Below are 18,565 nucleotides of genomic sequence, written 5' to 3'. Positions count from 1 at the left end.
TTCTCCAAGCCATAAGATCATCTAAAGATTTACGGGATTCTTTTACATCGCCAGTAATATCTTTCATGTTCAACTTATTAAATGTAGCTAAAAATTCTTGTTGAATCTTACCTTGCAATGCATTGGCTTGCTTTGTTAATTCTTTATTCTCATCACTTTTTGCCTTTTGAACTTATAACTAGGTTTTATTGCGTCTATTTAAAAGGAACTGGCTATGACAACTACATTAAGTTTTTCAAGAGAAAGTCCGTTGCTCACATTCGAACAACGGACTTTCTTTATATGAACCATTTTAAAACATCTTCAGCAATCTCTTCTGGTCTATCCCAATGCATTAAATGCCCTGTATCTTTGTAAAGCTTAGTCGTAATGTTAATACGCTTCTTACATTCTGCTATCTGCAATTCTCTTATTTCTAAATAATTATCGGGAAGGTCGCAATACAATAATAAAATATCGCTTTTAATTTTATACGATTTCAATGTTTTATACACCGTATATTGAAACTTAATTACACCTCTAGCGGTATCGCCAGTAGCATGCCATTTTACTTTACTATCTTCTTCTCGCATTAAGTCATAAACCGCATGTTCTATTAATGGTGACCACCTGCTGTAAACCGTTTTTTCTGATTGGATGAACGCTTCTTTACTATCAAAAATATATTCATCAAAATCTTTTTCGTAATGAATGATTTCTTCTTCTAATGATCGCGGTGGACACTCTCCCTCTTTCGCATCTTTATATAGCTTCGCAAAATAGTCTGCATTCATTTTTCCATGATGATAACCACCATCTAACAAAACCATTTTATTCACTTTTTCAGGCCGTTCTGCTGCATAGTGAAGCGCAACGCTTGCGCCCCATGAATGTGCTACTATATGAAATGTTTCTTTTCCTATCTGCTCAAGTAACGCTACTACCCAGTTTGTTAAATGGTATGCACCGTAATCTTCATCCTTCTCAAAATTTGGTGTTTTCCCATGTCCAGGTAAATCAAATGATACGATATGATATTTATCTTTTAAAAGTTCCACTATTTCTATAAAACTTAATTTTGTACTTCCTAAACCATGAAAACAAATGATTTGAGGGTTACTTTTATCCCCCCATTCACAAACACTTGCCTTATATTCACCAAATTCTACAAAAAAGTGATTCATTTTTAATCTCCTCTAATTATTAGATATAAATTAGTTCCAATGCAAAATTGTCTTTTCAGAATAAATAAATTTAAAAAAATTATCCAAATCCTTTTTCGTAAATGATTTTTGTAGAATGCAAGAGTTAACTCTCGTTGAAAGCACCAAACGCTTAACTTCATGTATACCGATGATAATTCATTTAAGTTAATGGTTAAACTACATCTTCACGCCCCTCAAAGTAATATAGTTTAATAATTGTATGATTCGTTTATCATATGTGTGATGTTTCAAAGTCCTATCCAGCCCATTTTTTGCTATACGTTTTCTTTCTTGTACATGTTCCAAATAATACTCCGCTTTTTGTATAAACTCCGATGCACTATTAAAAGTTTCTATTTCAACACCTGGTATGTAATGCTTTGCTACATCTGGGCGTATATCAGTTAATTGAAAAGAACCTACGGCATTAATTTCAAACGTCCTATTATTTACTGAATACGCTTGAATATTTGCAGAATTACAATTCAATTCCTGATCAATTAGTGAACGATGCAAATTTATATTGATTTTAGTAGATACGTAAAATTGTAACGCATCTTCATAGTTTGCAAGTGGCAAGAGTTGTATTTTATCCTTTAACCTTTCATAATTCTTTAACTTCTCCCAACCGAACCCTACAATTTTTGTGTTTTTTTCTGCTAAATACTCTGAAATAGAATCAACAAAGTTAATTCTATTTTCAAATGCTGTACCTATAAAACTAAGATCATACTTATATGTATCTTCTTTAAGAGAAGGCTTAAATACCTCCTGATTCGCTGCTAAAGGGAGATGAAACACATTCTTACATCCTATCGCCCTATAAAACTTGATACAATTTAAATCTTGCGTAAATATGTAGTCATAATACGGAACAAGATTTTGTGTTACATCCGTATAATAAGGATCATCTGTCAGCCAAAGTCCAGTAGTAAAGCCTGCGTTCTTTAGGACTGGCATGACACTACTAAATTCTTCACTTAAACCACTTAGTACCAAAATAAAATCTGGTTTCATTTTCAATGCAGTTTTTATAGCTTTTTCTGGACTCACCATAATCGTATTGCTGTTTACCTTTTGTAAACTATTCAAAATTGCTGCTTCGATCATTGGATAATAAAAAGGAATTCCCGATTGAATAAATAAAATTTTCTTAGGAATATTTTCTTTCATATCATTTCCCCCTATTTCTACATAATCAAAGCGCACAAAAATTATCAGGCTTTATTCATTTTCGTGACATCTTACTTTACATGTATAAGCACCGTTTATGTCCATTATGTTGAACTTCCCTTATTTTATAGGCTGATGAGATTTTTGAAGGTGGTGCTCCTTGTAATATTGTTTCATCTTCTTTAGAAGCTGTCACAAAGGGAATAAAATCAGGGTATATTCAGCCAAATTATTAACCATAGAAAATGAATACATAAAAGAAAGAGCCTGCTCGTATGAGTAACGGGTTCCGTTTAGGGAGAGAAAAATGCTAATAACCATTAGAAATAATACAATAATTTGTATGCATTTCGCACTATAAATAGCAAACTAAAACGCTCAGAAAATATTCTGAGCGTTTTTATTTCCTTCTTCAACTAAAGTACCCGTTAGCGTAAGTACAATATTTCGCAATATGTTACTTTAAGTATCAAAAACAGCGATGCCTTTTTAAAGAATTGCACCAGTTAGTGTAAAAAGCTATTTCACCATTTGTATTGTTAACTTATCTTTTAACATTGACCTATATGAGTCAATTTCATATTTTGTATTATTGATTTTTTCTTTTTTCATTTTTAACATATCGAATATTTCTAACTCTAAATTCCTTCTAGCTTCAAGAACTTTAATCGCTCCTTCTACACCTGAATGGTTATGTTCTTTCCCATAGCCTTGGTTAGTGTAATAGTCGACAATTCCTGTGGACCATTCTGGAGTTCTTTCTTTTAATGCCTTCCTAAATGAAAATTCAAGATTATCTTGTTCTACATACAATAACATTGGATTTAAATTCTCTATGATTTTTGCAACTTTCATTACATGATTTATTATTTTTTCTTTTTGTTCACCATATTTAATCATGCCAATCGTTAATGGATTTTGTATGAAACAACATTCAAAGATATAAACCTTATTGTCTTCTAGAGCAATTTCAGCAAAGTCATTCCATTTGTCAGCAATTAATTCAACATTTTTATCGAATGGTAATTCATATATATCGTTTTTAAAAATAATGTTAAATAATTCGTCTGAAAACTGATCACCAAACTCATTTTTCATCTTACTGTATGGCAATAAATAATTGCTTCCTTTTTTTAGAACTCTTTTAAGAAGCACTTCTTTAAAATCTCCACTGTTAGATAATAATCTATCGAATTCAAATTTATTAAAACAAGATACACCATCATAGTCGGCTGGATGGTTCAAATTTCCCTCTAAAAATAGTTCAATTTCAATTTTATTTTGGCTTAGAATTTCATTTATTAGCTTTGCAGTGGTTGATTTTCCAAATCCAGGTAAACCTTCTACTATTATTAGTTTTGTATTCATAATTATAAATCCCTTCCTTCAAAGTATTTAACCAAGATTAAAAAATCACTTACTTCACTGCAATCACCCCTTCAAAATATGATATTCACCATTTCCTTTGAAAAATTCTTCTTAAAGTAACCTGACCGTTAGTTTAAGAACATTTTTTCACAATCTCTATCATTATTTTAACATAAATTTTCCATCTACATTTTAAAAAATATAGTCCACTATTATTTGAGTGAACTATGTAAAGTAAATTATATCTTTTAAATCAACCACTTTGTCAGTAATCCCCAATCGTTGTGCTGGTGTTTTTACTGTTTTCTTTTTTCCTTCCTTTGTGATAAATAGCATACAAAAATTATAATGGGTTCGAAGTATCGTTAGAACCATTCGTGCGTATTTTGGATTAAAATTAGAATAGATATAACTTTTACCGTCTTCACGAGCTGTCATTAAAGGTCTTTCTAAAATGGACAATCTTCTCCGGATGTTTTGAATAAAAACATTTACTGCATTGTCGTTTACTTCAAGTATTAAATTGGCAATATCGCTCTTTTGAGTACCTCAAACGGTGCAAAGGAGACGAGCTCTCCGAAGCCATCAAACAATACAATTTGTATTTTCATTTTTAGAACACCTCATATGGTTTCTTTTTAAACCCCAAATTAGGAGCATACATGTTATGTACAAATTAATAATGAAGATAGTCTCTCTCCCCTCACTCTATAAACTTCCAAATGTTCTTCCAATTCCCTCTCATCACTTATTACACTTAGCGTTTTCTTCACAAAATTCCAATTCAAACTACCGGATAACCATAACAATGATGAAAGTCTTTTATAATCATTTGATGTTACAATATTATGAGCCTTATACCCTTCTAAAAATGCACTAGCAACACTTGAACTGACTTCATGTGATTGTATGCCTTCTGTTCGAGAATACCACTTTAGTAAAAAGGCTAGTCCTTCAATACGATCAACATATCCAATCGATTCAAAATCTACAATTCCTTTTACCTGTTCACTTGAGTCCCATAAAACATTCAACGGATTTAAGTCTGTTTGTACGATAAATTCTAATTCACTTGTATATGCGCACTCTATATGATATTTAGCTAGATTTATATACTCACGTAATTCTTTGCAGGTGCTTGCCTTACTTTCTAGCATATGAATAAACTGGGCATACCCATCCAAATGTGATTTCTTTTGAAAAATCGAGCTTTGAAATGCATTAGAAATATTATGAATCTTTCTTGCTTCCTTTCCGAAGGCTTTTGCGATAGCTTCTGTACAATATGTAATATGTTCTCCTTCAATCCAATTAGACAATACAAATCGGTATTGTTCATCATTCCAAGTGACAAATGTAAATGACTCTCCCGTTCTATTCTTGTTAATCTGCATAAATGGAATCCCATGCTTGCGTAAATAATACGTATACTGTACTTGCTCTATCAGTTGTTCATTTAATAACGCCCCAAAAGCTGGATTGATTGTTCGCTTACTATTTATAAATCTTGCGGAATACCGCTTTCCATTTACGATGATTTTATAGTGTAAATCTGTATGCCAACTGTTCTTATGTAATTCTTCTTCCACTGCTAATGTATGAATTTCTTTAAAATAATTCATTACTACATTTCTTATTATGTGTTTCACCCCGTTCTCTCCCTCCATACAAAAAACTAGGGTACATGTAATTCATTGTGCTTCCCATAACAAAATTTATTTCACTTAATTAAGCATACCTAGGATATTACAAATATGAAATAGAATTATAGAAAATAGTAGATGGGGGGACTATGATTGAAGAACTTAAAGTTTGGGGTAATTGGAGTATTATGTGTCGCTGGATTAGTTGGATGTGCAGGTCATTCAACTGAAACGAAAGCTTCCAATACAGAAGTATCCACAACAATAAAAGAAAATGTATCCGAACAAATTATGTTTGAACAAAAAGAAGTGAAAAAACTTGAGATTAGTCACGTAAATTCAAAAGATGTTTACAAAATCATAAATAAAGAAAATATGAAAACAATTTTCACAAGTATGGAAAGCGCAGAGAAAAAAACACTACTTCTAGATCAAGATGCCAAAAACTATATACATTCAAAAATGAAGGTTACTTATCAAGATAATTCTATTCAAGAATTCTTTGTTTGGATAGAATCTGACGATGACATCGTAATAGCAAAGGCAAGTGATGAAACGCACGGCGAAGGGTATGATTTACGTGAGAATAATTCTCAAAAAATCATTCAGCTTTTCAAAAAATAACTTTTATTTTTCTTTTGAATAGATTAAACAATCATTTTTTCTAAACTGACTGATTTAGTATTTGTTATCAGTAACGCCTCACCATTCTTCAAAATTTCTTATCTTAACTTTGTCATTTTACAAAATATTATCTATTCTTTTTCAACTAATCCCCAATAGTGAATATGTGTAGTAAAAAAAGAGATAATCTCCAACACAATAGAAGATTGACTCTTTCCTTTATTTACTCCCCTGTTTCAGAAAATCGCTTTATACGTTCACCAATTTCATCACGAACACGTTGAAATTCGGACCACTCTTTTCCTGCTGGATCATCAAATCCCCAGTGAACACGATTCACATGCGGCGGAGTAGATGGACAAACAGAATCCGCATGACTACAAAGCGTAACGACTAAATCAGCACTATTTAAAATGTTTGCATCAATTATATCTGATGTTTGATTTGTGATGTCGATATTTACTTCGTTCATTGCTTTAATAGCATTTGGATTCACTCCATGTGCTTCGATTCCTGCAGAATATACATTCCACTTATCTCCTAAATATTGTTTGCCCCATGCTTCTGCCATTTGGCTTCGGCATGAATTTCCCGTACATAAAAAGTAGATTGTCTTTTTGTTCTCCATGTTGTTCTCCATGTTGTTTTCCACCTTTATTTTTTAATTTAGACTGGTTGATCATTAAAATATTTACGTTTAAACCAAAAAGCGACATTTACAAGTGCAATCATGACAGGTACTTCGACTAAAGGACCGATAACAGCTGCGAATGCTACGCCAGAATGAATACCAAACACACCAACTGCTACAGCAATTGCTAACTCAAAGTTATTACTACCTGCTGTAAATGCTAATGTTGTAGTCACCGGATAGTTTGCACCAATCTTTCTTCCCATAAAGAAAGAAACAAAAAACATCACAATAAAATAGATTAATAACGGAATCGCTATTCTTACAACATCTAATGGTACGCTAACAATCATTTCCCCTTTTAAGGAGAACATAACGATGATTGTAAATAGTAATGCAAGTAATGTAAGTGGACTAATTTTCGGTATAAACACCTTTTCATACCACTGTCTTCCTTTTAACTTAACGAGTACAAAACGTGTCAACATACCTGCTATAAAAGGAATTCCCAAATAGATAAATACTGATTTTGCTACTTCTACCATTGTAATATCGACAATAGCACCTTCAATCCCTAACCATTCTGGGATTACTGTTACAAACACGTATGCATAAACCGAGAAGAAAAGCATTTGAAATACCGAATTAAAAGCAACTAAACCAGCTGCATATTCTTTATCCCCATCAGCAAGATCGTTCCAAACAATTACCATTGCAATGCAACGTGCTAATCCAATCATAATGAGACCAACCATGTACTCTGGCTTATCAGGAAGAAAAATAATTGCTAAAACAAACATAAGTACCGGACCAATAATCCAGTTTTGTACTAAAGATAGAACTAACACTTTTACATCTTTAAATACTCGGCCCATTTCCTCGTAGCGAACCTTCGCCAATGGTGGATACATCATTACAATTAAACCAACAGCAAGCGGGATAGACGTCGTTCCCACTTGTAATGTATTCAGTCCGTCTACTACACTAGGAAACACAAATCCTAAACAAATCCCAACCGCCATCGCTAGAAAAATCCATAGTGTTAAATATCGGTCTAGAAAAGATAAACGTTTCATTTTATTTTCCATCCCCTATTAACAACAAGAATTTTTTTCTACTACGTTAGAAGTCGTACAACAAGATGAATCTTCTATTTTGTGAACATCACTATGTGCTTTTGTATAAAAGAACTCCCACTCATTCCCATCAGGATCCGTTACCCAAAACTTATCTTGAACCGCATAGCAACAAGTCGTATCCATCTCATCGCGTGCAAAGAAACCCTCTTTTTCTAATCTTTCTTTATGTAATGTGATTTCTTCAGCTGTATCCACTTGGAAACCAAAATGATTTACCTGATTTCCATTCACTTCATCTCGCACGTTCAGCGTGAAATTAAGTCCTGGCGTCTCTAATAAAAATTTTGCATAATCTGTTTTCACCTTAACTGGTGATACACCAAATACCTTTTCGTAAAATTCAATAGACTTCTCTAAATCCGTAACATTTATACCAACGTGAACATATCTCATACCTTATTCCTCCTCTTTACATATTATTAATCAATTTTTTTTGATTAATAGTACAAATTTTTAACAACAGCTTCCTTTTCCTGTTTTTCTAAAGATACAGCACAATTCTTCTGATAATAAATTATTCACTTCCGCATCATTTAAATCATAATAACTCCACGTACCTTTTGTTTCTTTTACAATTAAATCTGCGTCTAATAAAATCTTCAAATGATACGACAGCTTAGATTGCGTCATTTCAAAAATCTCTGTTAAATCACATACACATGTCTGTCCCCGCTGGCAAAGTTCATACATAATCTCTAAACGCTTTTGATCCGCCAAAGCTTTAAACTTTTTCTCATATAGCTGAAAGTCTTGTGCCATTGTAGTTCACTTCCCTTCATCAACTTTTTTTGATGTTTATAGTATATACGCTGTTTCGTTCTTTATGCAAGTTATAAATCAATTTTTTTTGATTAATATAACCTTCTCTTCTTTCACATCTTATAGAGAATACATCTGTAGTCCCTTAACAAATAAATCATTATATTTTAATGTAATTACATACTAGAAAAAATAGTACGTTATCCTTACTATGATTCTCATAAATAGGATAACGTACTATTTTTATACGAAATGAGAAGTATCAACTCTAAATGAAGAATCTTTGAAGAACCTTCTCATTTTTCTCTTGATTTAACATAAGGCACTGTTATGGAACTAAATTTAGATTTTCAAACGAATATATTGCTAATTTTTCATTTGGTGAATTATTATTTAGCAACAAATTTATTATAATCCGATCTAGTATAAGGTTCCCCTCAAAAATTATCCCTCCTTCAAATCTGTAAGAAGGTCATTCTTCCATGCAATTGTATTCAGGTAAGAACCTCTAACTCTAAACATATCCAGGTTGTAACAAATATTGTATTTATTTTCGTTCGTGAATTTTATGTCCAATTTATTAAAGTGACTACCGATATGAAAAGCAAGAAAATACTCATGCCAATCTGAATAGGAGTTTTGAGCAAGTTTTGCCGCTTGTATCATATAATGTTCCGCTTCTTTTTTAGATAAATAACCTAATCTTTTACCAATTCGACTTAAAGCAATACACCATGCATAATCAAATGCAGCAATCCCAGCATCAGGTAACATGTGCAATGAGTAATTCACAACGTACATTTTTTCATCGTTTGTCTGTCTTGGAAGTAATAGCTTTCGCTGTGCTTCTGAAAGAGGAGTTAATTGATTGTGCATAGCTTGAAATTCTTGACGTGATCCTTCTTTTAATAACCACTCAATCATTTCTTTTAATTGTTCCGGTTCCTTACAATCAAATCTTCGTAATTGTTCTTTCAAAAACTTTTTCCCAAGTATACGGTCTCTTATAAATGTAAATTCATATTTTGTAAAATAATGAATAAGAAGATAAGTATCCATACATATTGTAGACATGCATCGAAAATATTGTTCTACCTGTTTTTTCTTTCTTGAAACGAACACTTAATCTCCTCCTTATATTTTGATTTTCAGTCTATAAAACTTCCACGCTTCCCAAACAACCGGAAGAAGAAGGATATATTTGAAAGGTAATCGCGTAATAATAGCCAGAATAAAAAATAAAATATACACCCAAGTACGTCTTAAAAACATGCCACTATACATCAATATCCAACTAAATACATAAGCCATTGTAAACCCTGGTTTATTTGGTTTCTTTCCTCTTTGTGCCATAAATGAATTGAAATATGATAGAAACTCAACATGGTTTATATCTATCTGTAAAGCATCCTGTACTATTTTTTCAGCTTTATCTATTTCTCCCACTTTTTCTAAACATTTTGTCATCATGAGCATCGCATCCATATGCTCTGGATGGACAGAAAGAAGATGTTCACAATCTTTGATAGCATCGTGAAATTGCCCAAGATTATACTGAATACGGGCACGATATAATAATGCATCTGGGTCGTCTTTATCAATCAACAGTATATTGCTAAATGCTTGTAATGCCTTCTCCTTATTATCTATACGTAAATAATAAATACCTTGCATACGTAATAATTCAGGGTCCCTTTCATATATTGCAAACGCACGATCCAGTTCTTCTTTTACATCTTCTAATTCATTTGCTATCAGTTTCCTTTGTATTTCTTCTCGTATATAGAAATACAACTCAAAATCTAAATCAGCAGTTTTTTCAAAAATATCATAACGCATTTCTTTTTCGCCGCTAATTCTTTCTAATAAAAATTGGATTGTATTTTCTCCATATTCATTTACTAAATCATTTCTTTGCTCACTGAATCGAAATACTTGATCAATTAATTCCCAAATCGAATGTGGGAAGTGATAATGATATAAGAAAAATTCAATTAACTGATCTTGTAGTGCTGCTGCATATTGAACATCCCATATCACATCTGAACGCAATATTTCTTCCCAATTCCCCTGCTCTATCCGTGCAAAGAAATTATCATAAAGCGTCTCAACACTTTCCATGAATGTATAGACTGGATGTTCAGCAATTGTAGTAGTAGCAATTTCTGCATCACTGTCAGTCCATGGAGAAAATACAAGTTCTCTATCAGAAGCATTCATTTCATCTATTTGAATCGACGGCTTATCTTTCATATTTTTCGCACTTTTCACTGCCTGGTCAAACGCTTCTCTTAATCTTTGATAGCCTTCTGGATCATCTTCTGGATGATGTATTTTCAGGAGTTTTGCATAAGCTTTTTTAATCACTGAAATATTGTCAGTAGGTTCAATCTCCAATGTATTCCAAATACTCATTAGCGATTTGCCCACCTTTCCAGACTTTCAATATGTTCTTTTAATATACTGGAAGCTTCTTTAATCTTTTTATCATTTTGCGTTGTAAGCACGCTCTCAAATTGTTGCAGTAGTATAGAAATCTTTTTGCGTTCATCACCAAGTAACTCTTCATAAAGCCTTTCGCACTTTGCAAGAAGAAGTCGATTTTCTTCTCTATCTCTCGGATGAATTTTAATATCTCTTAACTCTAAAAGTCTCTTTTCTATTTCTGCATCTGTAAGATTTCCAGCGTTTTGCTGTATGATCGTTCTTTTCTTTTCTCCAGTTGATGTACTTATTACCTCAACTTCAAGAATGCCATTAATGTCGTATGTATAACGAATATCAACCGACTCATTTCCAGCAGGAGCAGGAGGAATCTTAATTTTGAGCTCACCTAGTTTTAAGTTATTTACTACCCTACGGTTTTCCCCTTGATATACATCAATAGTTATAAATTGTTGTTTATCCTTTACTGTATATAGTCGCTCCACCTTACTTACAGGAATTGGTGTATTTCTCTCTATAATAGGAAAGAAGTACCCAGACTCTGACTTACCATCTCCAAATTCTTGAACCACACTTGTTCCTAAAGAATATGGACAGACATCGGTTAAAATCACTTCTTCTAAAGCCTTATTTCGTTCTTTTAAGGCAACTTGAATTGCAGCACCTAAAGCAACTGTTTCATCTGGATTTATATTTGCATAAGGCATACGCCCAAACATTTTAGAAATAACAGATTTCACAAGAGGCATTCGAGTAGCTCCACCAATTAATATTACAGCGTCTAAATCATTCGGATTTAACGAAGCATCGCGAAGAGCACGTTCAATTGGATAACGAAGACGTAACAGTAGCGGCGTTACAATTTTTTCGAATTCTCCCCTATTTATACTCGTTTCATATGTTTGATTATGAATCACAACATTCATAGTCGCAGCTGATTCATTACATAAAGTAAGCTTACAACGTTCTGCTTGTGTATAAATTAATGATAGTGTTTTTGAATCAAGTGAATCTGGATCCAGTTGATGCGATTCGAGGAAGAAGGTCATTAAACTTCTTGTGAAATCTTCACCACCAAGATAATTATCACCAGCAATAGATTTTACATCCATTATCCCTTCAAACAATTCCAAAATGGAAACATCAAAAGTTCCTCCACCTAAATCAAATACAAGAAATTTTGTTTCTGATTCTTCTTGGTATAAACCATAAGCAATTGCCGCAGCCGTTGGTTCGCTAATAAGACGTTCTACTGTTAATCCTGCTATTTCCGCTGCACGTTTCGTTGACTTTCTCTGCGTATCATTGAAATAGGCAGGGACACTAATTACAGCACCGGTAACCTCTTCATTTAAATATGCTTCTGCGTCTTGTTTCAAAGATTTAATAACAAAAGATGATAACTCTTCAGATGAAAAAGTATATGTACCCAGCTCATATTTTTTCTCTGTTCCTATAAAACGTTTAAAAGTTGCTGCCGTCAGTTGTGGATGAGTAATTAGTCGCTCTTTCGCAATACGCCCAACTAAAACTTCCCCCGTTTCATCAACGCTAACTACCGATGGTGTGAGAAATTCACCTAAAACATTTGGAATAAGTGTTGCACCATCTTCCGACCATGTTGCTACTAAACTATTAGTTGTCCCTAAATCAATTCCAATTATCGCCATACTAATCCCCTCTCTTTTTACTATATTTTACTATACCATTATAAATAGGAAAAGTATGTAAGAAACTAATAATATCAAACCTTCAGAATATAGAAACTCTATTTCAATCTAGTTAAATGAAATACTGTGTTAAGCAATAAAAAAGCAGTTTTTATATTGGTTTGAAATTAAATTCTATTCCAAATCAATCTTTTCTAAATCCCTTAGAATCACTTCTATCTAACTACAAAAATCCCACAGGAGTAACCCCATTGGGATAATTTATTACATTTTATATTTTGCGTTCCACTCTGATCTCATAAAAAAATGAGAGTAAACACTATTCGCGATCCCCTCATCACCAAAATATCATAAGCTAAACCGCCCTCCTGAAATCATTCTATTCTAACCTTATCAATTCGGCAGAATATCCTCTATCTATTTCAGAAGTAGGTTTAAAACGATACAATAATTAAGTTAATACGTAAATGATGTTACTCTATAACCATTAAATTCATAAATTAAAGGACATAAAACTAATGATTATGGAGCACTTTATCCTATAAACAAAACCCTCCAGAAACATCTAAAATTTGCCCCGTTACCCAGCGGCTATCAGCAGAAGCAAGGAATGCTACTGCGTCCGCAATATCTTCAACTTGCCCGATTCGACCGAACACAGATGAATTCGTAGCAAAATTTCGTATTTCTGGATTATCTAGCAATTTCGCATTTATATCTGTCTTCGTATATCCAGGCATAATTGTATTCACAGTTATACCTCTTTCTCCAAGATGTTTAGCAAGAGGCAGTGTCATCGTATTTAATGCACCTTTACTTAAGCCGTATGCAATTGAGCCTGTAAAACCAAGTCTTACTTCAGCTGATGAAATGTTAATAATGCGCCCCTCTGATCGTAGTAACGGTAATGTTTGCTGAATTAAGAAGAACGGTGCTTTAATATTTACAGACATAATTTCATCAAAAATTTCTTCTGTCGTATTTTCAATCGTTCCTTGTATACCTATCCCTGCATTGTTTACTAAAATATCAATCTCTGATGTACCAACTCTTTTTTGTAATTCATTCTTCAATTGTTCTACTAGCTTTTGGACACCATCAATTGAATTGAGCTCAGCTTCAATTAAGAACGCTTTTCCTCCATTAGATTCAATCTCTCTAATCGTTTCATCTGCAGCTGTTTTATTTCGGCCATAGTGAATCGCTACTAATGCACCATCGTTTGCCAATCTCATCGCAACCGCACGACCAATGCCGCGACTCGCCCCTGTTACTAACGCTACTTTCCCATCAAGATTCTTCATTTTTTCCATCCTTCCTAAATTTCCGTTTGATAAAAACCTATACTTATATTTTCATGTAAACACTAATCATTTTAAATATATATTTATTGGTAATTCAGTTCGTTCACTTATGATATTATAGTTATAATTCGTGATTTACTTTAGAAAACAAAATAAGGAGGCTACACAGTGCAAAACGCAGTAAAACTGGATGACATTGACCATAAAATAATGAACTTATTGTATGAAAATGCCAGAATTTCAGTTTCAGAAATAGGACGGATTATATCCATGACGCAGCCTGCTGTAAAAGAGCGTATGAATAAACTTGAAGATCAAGGAGTTATAGCAGCTTACCGAACAAAATTTGAGCCTTCCAAAATTAATAAAAATATTCAAGCATTCATCATGTTTAAAACGAGTCAATGCTCTGATTTTATCCAATATTGTAATGCCGCACCTGAAGTAACTGATTTATATCGAATTAGTGGAGAATTTAATTATATGATGAAGGTCATGAGCGATTCGATGGATTCCCTCGCTACATTTTTAGACTCTTTAATGCAATTTGGCTTATCGTCTCCTTTAATTGTTTTAAAGAGTGAGTTTGAGGAGAAATTGTCATTTTGATAAAGGGATACGTATTATCCTCACTAACAGTAAAAGTTTCTCTTTCTTGAGAAAAACCAACAAAATCAATGACTAGTAAACAAAAAAGAACATTGATATTTCAATGTTCTTTTTTGTATCTCTTCTTATTAATTAGATTACTCTTCGAAAAGAGCACCTTAATCCCCTTACCCCTGATTCCTCTGCGCCTCCCTAAACTCCTCCTTCACCTTCTCTAACAATCCTTCTTCTGTTATTAATCGATACGCCGTATTTGCTAATGCTTTTGCCGATGTAATTAATGCTTTATCTCCTAATTCTGAACGCGCTGCTTCTCTGAATTCATTCGTATGTGCAATTAAGTCATCTGGGCCGATTTTTATGTACGGATGAATGGTCGGTACGACTTGGCTGACGTTTCCTGCGTCCGTTGAACCAATGCCAACTCTTTCTTTACGGTTTACATCTTCACCTAGTAGTTCTAATTCTTCGGCTACGATATCGTTATATGTTTTTGTTACGAGTAGTTCATCAATTTCATTTTGGAATTGATGGATTTTTACTTTTGCGCCTGTTGCTAACGCTGCCCCTTGTGCGATGTTTTTCACTTTCTCTGTTACTTCCGCACATCTTTTTCGCGTTGCTGCGCGGATGAAGAACCTTGCTGCAGCGTAGTCAGGAATAATATTAGGTGCTTTTCCGCCCTCTGTAATGACACCATGAATTTTCACGTCTGACGGAAGTTGTTGGCGAAGTGCGTTAATACTGTTGTACAGCTGAATAACCGCATCTAATGCGTTAATTCCCTCTTCTGGTGAAGCTGCAGCATGAGCTGTTTTTCCATAAAAATGAAAATCAAGTGGGTCGACTGCTAGTGAAGGACTCGTTGTCGCTGTTTTTCCGCTCGGATGAATCATAAGCGCCGCATCAACATCTTTAAATAAACCTGCTTTTACATAACTCGATTTTGCGCTACCGTTTGGCCCGCCTTCTTCTGCCGGTGTTCCGAAAACGACAACCTCTCCACCTATTTCTTCAAGCGTTTCTGATAATGCAATTGCTGCTGCAACGCTAATTGTGCCAATTAAATTGTGACCACACGCATGGCCAAGTCCTGGTAAAGCATCATACTCAGCTAAAAATGCGATAACTGGTCCTTGTTTCCCTGAACTTTTTCGTGCGATAAAACCTGTTTCATGACCAGCTATATTGTGCTGCAACTGGAATCCTGCACTACCTAGCAATAAACTTAACGTTCTAGATGCGTAAAATTCTTGGTTACCAATCTCCGGATTCGCATGAATATCATGACTTGTTTCTATGTACTTTTCCTTATTTCTTTCGATACTCTCTTCAATTGTTTTTCTTTGTGACGTTACTCCAGTCGCTCCCATTTTTCTTCCTCCTTTTATTTTCACGTAAAAAAGCCTCTTTCTAAAAGATAGAAAGAGGCTTCTGTATATACAGTCAAAATGAGCTTCTTTCTTATCTTTCAAGTTACCTTGCTGGAATTGGCACAGTATTCATAAAGAATCCGCTGCCGAGGTATCATAGGGCCAGTCCCTCCACCTCTCGTGATAAGAATTTTCATAAAATTATATTAAATTACATTCATTCTAAGTTCATTCCGATTAAAAGTCAAGGAATTCCTATCCGAATTTACCGGATATCTAAAAATCCTTTTAATACACCAATTGTCTCAGGTGCTTGCAATCTTGCACATATATACGGGAATTCCGTACTACCTTCAAACATCATTTGAGATGTAAGCGGTGCCCCTGCCCAGAAGATTTCATCATCGATTACGATAAATGGGAAGGCTTTATTTTGTCTTTGTAACCTTACATTTTTCAGTGGAACTGGTCCATCACTATACACTGTTATTTGCGCATTTGTACGCATTAACGCTTGCCATACTCGTTTATCTACTTGCTTTGTACTTGGAAGTGAAATTATGATTTTTCGTTTTGCAGCCAAAATATCTTTTAATAGCCCTTTCGTTTCCTCAAGATTCATTTCCATAAACCAGCGTAATCGTTTCGATATTTTTCGTTCCCACAATTGCCTTGATGTCGTACGATCATACACATCTCCATGACGTTCTATATGAGCTGTTAATTGTGATAACGCTTGTTTTCTTGAAAGATTTTTACGCATATAATGACAATCCGATAATTGAATGAACTTCCCTCTCGCTCTTGTCACTGCTACATTGACGAGGCGATGGTTTTTATGGTCAAAGAACAATACGCCAGGTCTTTCTTGCGGATAACTATCCACTGTATCAAAAATCATCATATCTCTTTCAGACCCTTGGAACTTGTGAACTGTCGCTGCTAAAACAGGTATGTTTTGATATTTCGTTCTCTGTAACATTTCTCTAATACATGTTGATAAAAAGCGAGACTGCGCCCTGTAAGGCGTCACAACACCAATTGATTGAACACCATCTAACAGTCCGATTAACATCATTTGCATCGCTACTAAACCAGACATAATATTAAAACGAGATCCTGAAGCAGCATCTTTTAACGAAAATGCTCCCATTAGACTCGTATCAAATAAAACGCTCGCCTCATTTGCGAACGGTTGTAGTTTCGCAAGTTCTTTACGTTCTGAAACAGACGGATGATCGTATACTCTATTTTTATAAATAAATGAGTTTGTAAACTTAGATATATCCGCATGCATACGTCTTTGTTCCTGCAACATAAACAGGTTCGGATGTGCTTCTGATTTATTAACAGACTCAACAATCCCAGCATGGTAAAACATATCTTCGCCGAGCCATTTGCGAACGAGTTCGTGGTTCGCCATAGCAATTGGAGGTAACTGTAAAAAGTCTCCACAAACGACGATGCGTTTTCCAAGTGAAGCAGCTAATGCAATTTGCGGAACATATGCCATACTCACTTCATCTACAACAACTAAATCAAATGTACGCTCATAAATAAGTGAATCAATGGCACATTTCGATAAAGTTGCGCCAATTACTTTCGCATTTTCAATGTATTCTTTTTCTACTTCTTTAATTTTCGCCTTTTGCTTTCGAAGATCACTTTCAATCTCTTGTATACGCTTCTTATCAGCAGATGTTGCTTTATACGATAAAATCTTTTCACGAAGATCTTGTCGTATCTCTTCTAAATAGAGTCTTTCTTCTCCCCAAGATCCGTTCGTCGTTTCAACTAACTTCGACGCAAGTAGCGTTTCATGATTTCTTATATGTTCATGTTGACTATAACCGTAACGAACAATTTCGCCAGGCGTCCATTTCTTTTTCTTTTCAATTTGCTTCGTTACTTCACTCATTAATACGTCCACTGCTGCGTTACTATGAGCTAACACAAGTACCGATTTTCCTTTTTGATAATGAGCTGAAATAATACGTGATAAATTATAAGACTTCCCTGTTCCAGGCGGTCCCCATACGTACGTTGTCGGATTGTAAAACGAACGATACGCCAATTCATTTTTCGTATTTTTCATTTTTTCAAGATGCTTCGGACTACTCGTCCCATCAACAAGACGCTTTATACGATTACGTTTTAGCTTATCTTTATGCGCCTCTTTCAATCGCTCCTGCAGTTGCTCCAAAAGCTGCCACGGTTCACTATATAAAACAGCTTCTCTTATTTCACCTTGTATATAATCATTTAACTTCAATTCTATTTCTAATCCATGTACAGATAATACTTCTCCTGTCGCTTCCTCACCATCGAACTCAATTCGAATGGGTGAACCTTCAGGTAAGCTTACTTCCGAAATAAGCTGAAATACGTATACTGTACTTTCATAATCTGTATATAAAAAACGACCGTTCATGATAGAAATTTTACTACCACCTATCGTTTTCCAATGTTTAATTTCATACGCTAATGCATAATGCCACTCTTTCATCGTTTCTGATAATGAAGGAGTTTGAGTAGTTGTATTCATCGTATAATCTCCTTCCTTCTCCCCAAACATACTTTCTCACTATACCATATAACACGCTAAAATTTGTAAGGTTTTTATCTTGCTTATTTTCTTAATTT

The 18,565-nt window shown here is 34.1% G+C and carries 16 protein-coding genes, 2 pseudogenes and 1 riboswitch; of the genes and pseudogenes, 2 read left to right on the top strand and 16 right to left on the bottom strand.

Going from position 1 to position 18,565, the window contains the following annotated elements; all coding sequences use genetic code 11:
• Nucleotides 1-278: 278 nt before the first annotated feature.
• The 6 genes and pseudogenes from DN390_RS08085 to DN390_RS08065 all read right to left on the bottom strand — a co-directional run bounded on the left by DN390_RS08085 (nt 279) and on the right by DN390_RS08065 (nt 5,374).
• Nucleotides 279-1,163 carry an alpha/beta fold hydrolase gene (locus tag DN390_RS08085; protein ID WP_147807076.1) on the bottom strand — a complete coding sequence of 295 codons (885 nt, stop codon included), beginning with the start codon at nt 1,161-1,163 and terminating at the stop codon, nt 279-281.
• A 198-nt stretch (nt 1,164-1,361) separates the two neighbouring features.
• Nucleotides 1,362-2,357 (bottom strand): CgeB family protein, encoded by a 996-nt coding sequence (locus DN390_RS08080; protein ID WP_147807075.1) that lies wholly within the window; start codon nt 2,355-2,357, stop codon nt 1,362-1,364.
• Between the two features lie 519 nt (nt 2,358-2,876).
• Nucleotides 2,877-3,725: a P-loop NTPase family protein gene (locus tag DN390_RS08075; RefSeq protein ID WP_147807074.1), complete on the bottom strand. Its 849-nt coding sequence runs from the start codon at nt 3,723-3,725 to the stop codon at nt 2,877-2,879.
• A 225-nt stretch (nt 3,726-3,950) separates the two neighbouring features.
• Nucleotides 3,951-4,268: pseudogene (locus tag DN390_RS08070) on the bottom strand (insertion element protein); the annotation flags it as partial.
• Nucleotides 4,256-4,336: pseudogene (locus DN390_RS30595) on the bottom strand (DJ-1/PfpI family protein); the annotation flags it as partial. The pseudogenes DN390_RS08070 and DN390_RS30595, both read right to left, overlap by 13 nt.
• Nucleotides 4,337-4,390: 54 nt before the next feature.
• The gene (locus DN390_RS08065; protein WP_147807073.1) at nt 4,391-5,374 is read right to left on the bottom strand and encodes a phosphotransferase; all 984 of its coding nucleotides are present in this window, start codon (nt 5,372-5,374) and stop codon (nt 4,391-4,393) included.
• A 147-nt stretch (nt 5,375-5,521) separates the two neighbouring features.
• Between DN390_RS08065 and DN390_RS08060 the strand changes: the two genes are divergently transcribed.
• Entirely contained in the window at nt 5,522-5,992 is a 471-nt protein-coding gene (locus DN390_RS08060; protein WP_147807072.1) for a YhfM domain-containing protein, read from the top strand.
• A gap of 223 nt (nt 5,993-6,215) precedes the next feature.
• On the opposite strand, the gene arsC is transcribed toward DN390_RS08060, so the two are convergent.
• From arsC to DN390_RS08020, 8 genes are all read right to left on the bottom strand, one after another.
• On the bottom strand, nt 6,216-6,620 hold the full coding sequence (gene arsC, locus DN390_RS08055; protein ID WP_000428354.1) for an arsenate reductase (thioredoxin): 405 nt from the start codon (nt 6,618-6,620) through the stop codon (nt 6,216-6,218).
• A gap of 38 nt (nt 6,621-6,658) precedes the next feature.
• Nucleotides 6,659-7,699: an ACR3 family arsenite efflux transporter gene (arsB, locus tag DN390_RS08050; RefSeq protein ID WP_098265663.1), complete on the bottom strand. Its 1,041-nt coding sequence runs from the start codon at nt 7,697-7,699 to the stop codon at nt 6,659-6,661.
• An 18-nt stretch (nt 7,700-7,717) separates the two neighbouring features.
• Nucleotides 7,718-8,155 (bottom strand): ArsI/CadI family heavy metal resistance metalloenzyme, encoded by a 438-nt coding sequence (locus tag DN390_RS08045; protein WP_060631472.1) that lies wholly within the window; start codon nt 8,153-8,155, stop codon nt 7,718-7,720.
• Nucleotides 8,156-8,215: 60 nt separating this feature from the next.
• On the bottom strand, nt 8,216-8,521 hold the full coding sequence (arsR, locus tag DN390_RS08040) for an arsenical resistance operon transcriptional regulator ArsR (RefSeq protein ID WP_147807071.1): 306 nt from the start codon (nt 8,519-8,521) through the stop codon (nt 8,216-8,218).
• Between the two features lie 444 nt (nt 8,522-8,965).
• Nucleotides 8,966-9,643: a DUF1266 domain-containing protein gene (locus DN390_RS08035; RefSeq protein ID WP_147807070.1), complete on the bottom strand. Its 678-nt coding sequence runs from the start codon at nt 9,641-9,643 to the stop codon at nt 8,966-8,968.
• A gap of 12 nt (nt 9,644-9,655) precedes the next feature.
• Nucleotides 9,656-10,936 (bottom strand): J domain-containing protein, encoded by a 1,281-nt coding sequence (locus DN390_RS08030; RefSeq protein ID WP_147807069.1) that lies wholly within the window; start codon nt 10,934-10,936, stop codon nt 9,656-9,658.
• Nucleotides 10,936-12,636 (bottom strand): molecular chaperone HscC, encoded by a 1,701-nt coding sequence (gene hscC, locus DN390_RS08025; protein ID WP_147807068.1) that lies wholly within the window; start codon nt 12,634-12,636, stop codon nt 10,936-10,938. Before hscC ends, DN390_RS08030 begins: the two co-directional genes overlap by 1 nt.
• Nucleotides 12,637-13,175: 539 nt before the next feature.
• Complete coding sequence (locus DN390_RS08020) at nt 13,176-13,940, bottom strand: SDR family oxidoreductase (RefSeq protein WP_147807067.1); 765 nt, start codon at nt 13,938-13,940, stop codon at nt 13,176-13,178.
• A 168-nt stretch (nt 13,941-14,108) separates the two neighbouring features.
• Between DN390_RS08020 and DN390_RS08015 the strand changes: the two genes are divergently transcribed.
• A complete protein-coding gene (locus tag DN390_RS08015; protein WP_147807066.1) occupies nt 14,109-14,549 on the top strand; it encodes an Lrp/AsnC family transcriptional regulator in 441 nt (146 codons plus the stop codon).
• A gap of 167 nt (nt 14,550-14,716) precedes the next feature.
• Here the strand turns inward: DN390_RS08015 and DN390_RS08010 are convergent, their stop codons facing one another.
• Complete coding sequence (locus tag DN390_RS08010) at nt 14,717-15,922, bottom strand: M20 family metallopeptidase (RefSeq protein WP_098951926.1); 1,206 nt, start codon at nt 15,920-15,922, stop codon at nt 14,717-14,719.
• An 88-nt stretch (nt 15,923-16,010) separates the two neighbouring features.
• Nucleotides 16,011-16,112, bottom strand: a riboswitch (SAM riboswitch).
• A gap of 75 nt (nt 16,113-16,187) precedes the next feature.
• Nucleotides 16,188-18,497, bottom strand: coding sequence for an AAA domain-containing protein (locus DN390_RS08005; protein ID WP_147807065.1), 2,310 nt, complete (start codon nt 18,495-18,497; stop codon nt 16,188-16,190).
• Nucleotides 18,498-18,565 lie beyond the last annotated feature (68 nt).

It is taken from the genome of Bacillus sp. SH7-1, from assembly GCF_008042405.1.
Lineage (GTDB): Bacteria > Bacillota > Bacilli > Bacillales > Bacillaceae_G > Bacillus_A > Bacillus_A thuringiensis_N.
Note: the sequence above shows the minus strand (reverse complement) of the source record. Positions and strands in the feature narration are given on the sequence as shown.

Excerpts from the sequence above, each read along its gene's own strand:
- DN390_RS08085 (WP_147807076.1), bottom strand. The coding sequence starts at position 1,163 with ATGAATCACTTTTTTGTAGAATTTGGTGAATATAAGGCAAGTGTTTGT.
- DN390_RS08080 (WP_147807075.1), bottom strand. The coding sequence starts at position 2,357 with ATGAAAGAAAATATTCCTAAGAAAATTTTATTTATTCAATCGGGAATT.
- DN390_RS08075 (WP_147807074.1), bottom strand. The coding sequence starts at position 3,725 with ATGAATACAAAACTAATAATAGTAGAAGGTTTACCTGGATTTGGAAAA.
- arsC (WP_000428354.1), bottom strand. The coding sequence starts at position 6,620 with ATGGAGAACAAAAAGACAATCTACTTTTTATGTACGGGAAATTCATGC.
- arsB (WP_098265663.1), bottom strand. The coding sequence starts at position 7,699 with ATGAAACGTTTATCTTTTCTAGACCGATATTTAACACTATGGATTTTT.
- DN390_RS08045 (WP_060631472.1), bottom strand. The coding sequence starts at position 8,155 with ATGAGATATGTTCACGTTGGTATAAATGTTACGGATTTAGAGAAGTCT.
- arsR (WP_147807071.1), bottom strand. The coding sequence starts at position 8,521 with ATGGCACAAGACTTTCAGCTATATGAGAAAAAGTTTAAAGCTTTGGCG.
- DN390_RS08030 (WP_147807069.1), bottom strand. The coding sequence starts at position 10,936 with ATGAGTATTTGGAATACATTGGAGATTGAACCTACTGACAATATTTCA.
- hscC (WP_147807068.1), bottom strand. The coding sequence starts at position 12,636 with ATGGCGATAATTGGAATTGATTTAGGGACAACTAATAGTTTAGTAGCA.
- DN390_RS08020 (WP_147807067.1), bottom strand. The coding sequence starts at position 13,940 with ATGAAGAATCTTGATGGGAAAGTAGCGTTAGTAACAGGGGCGAGTCGC.
- DN390_RS08010 (WP_098951926.1), bottom strand. The coding sequence starts at position 15,922 with ATGGGAGCGACTGGAGTAACGTCACAAAGAAAAACAATTGAAGAGAGT.
- DN390_RS08005 (WP_147807065.1), bottom strand. The coding sequence starts at position 18,497 with ATGTTTGGGGAGAAGGAAGGAGATTATACGATGAATACAACTACTCAA.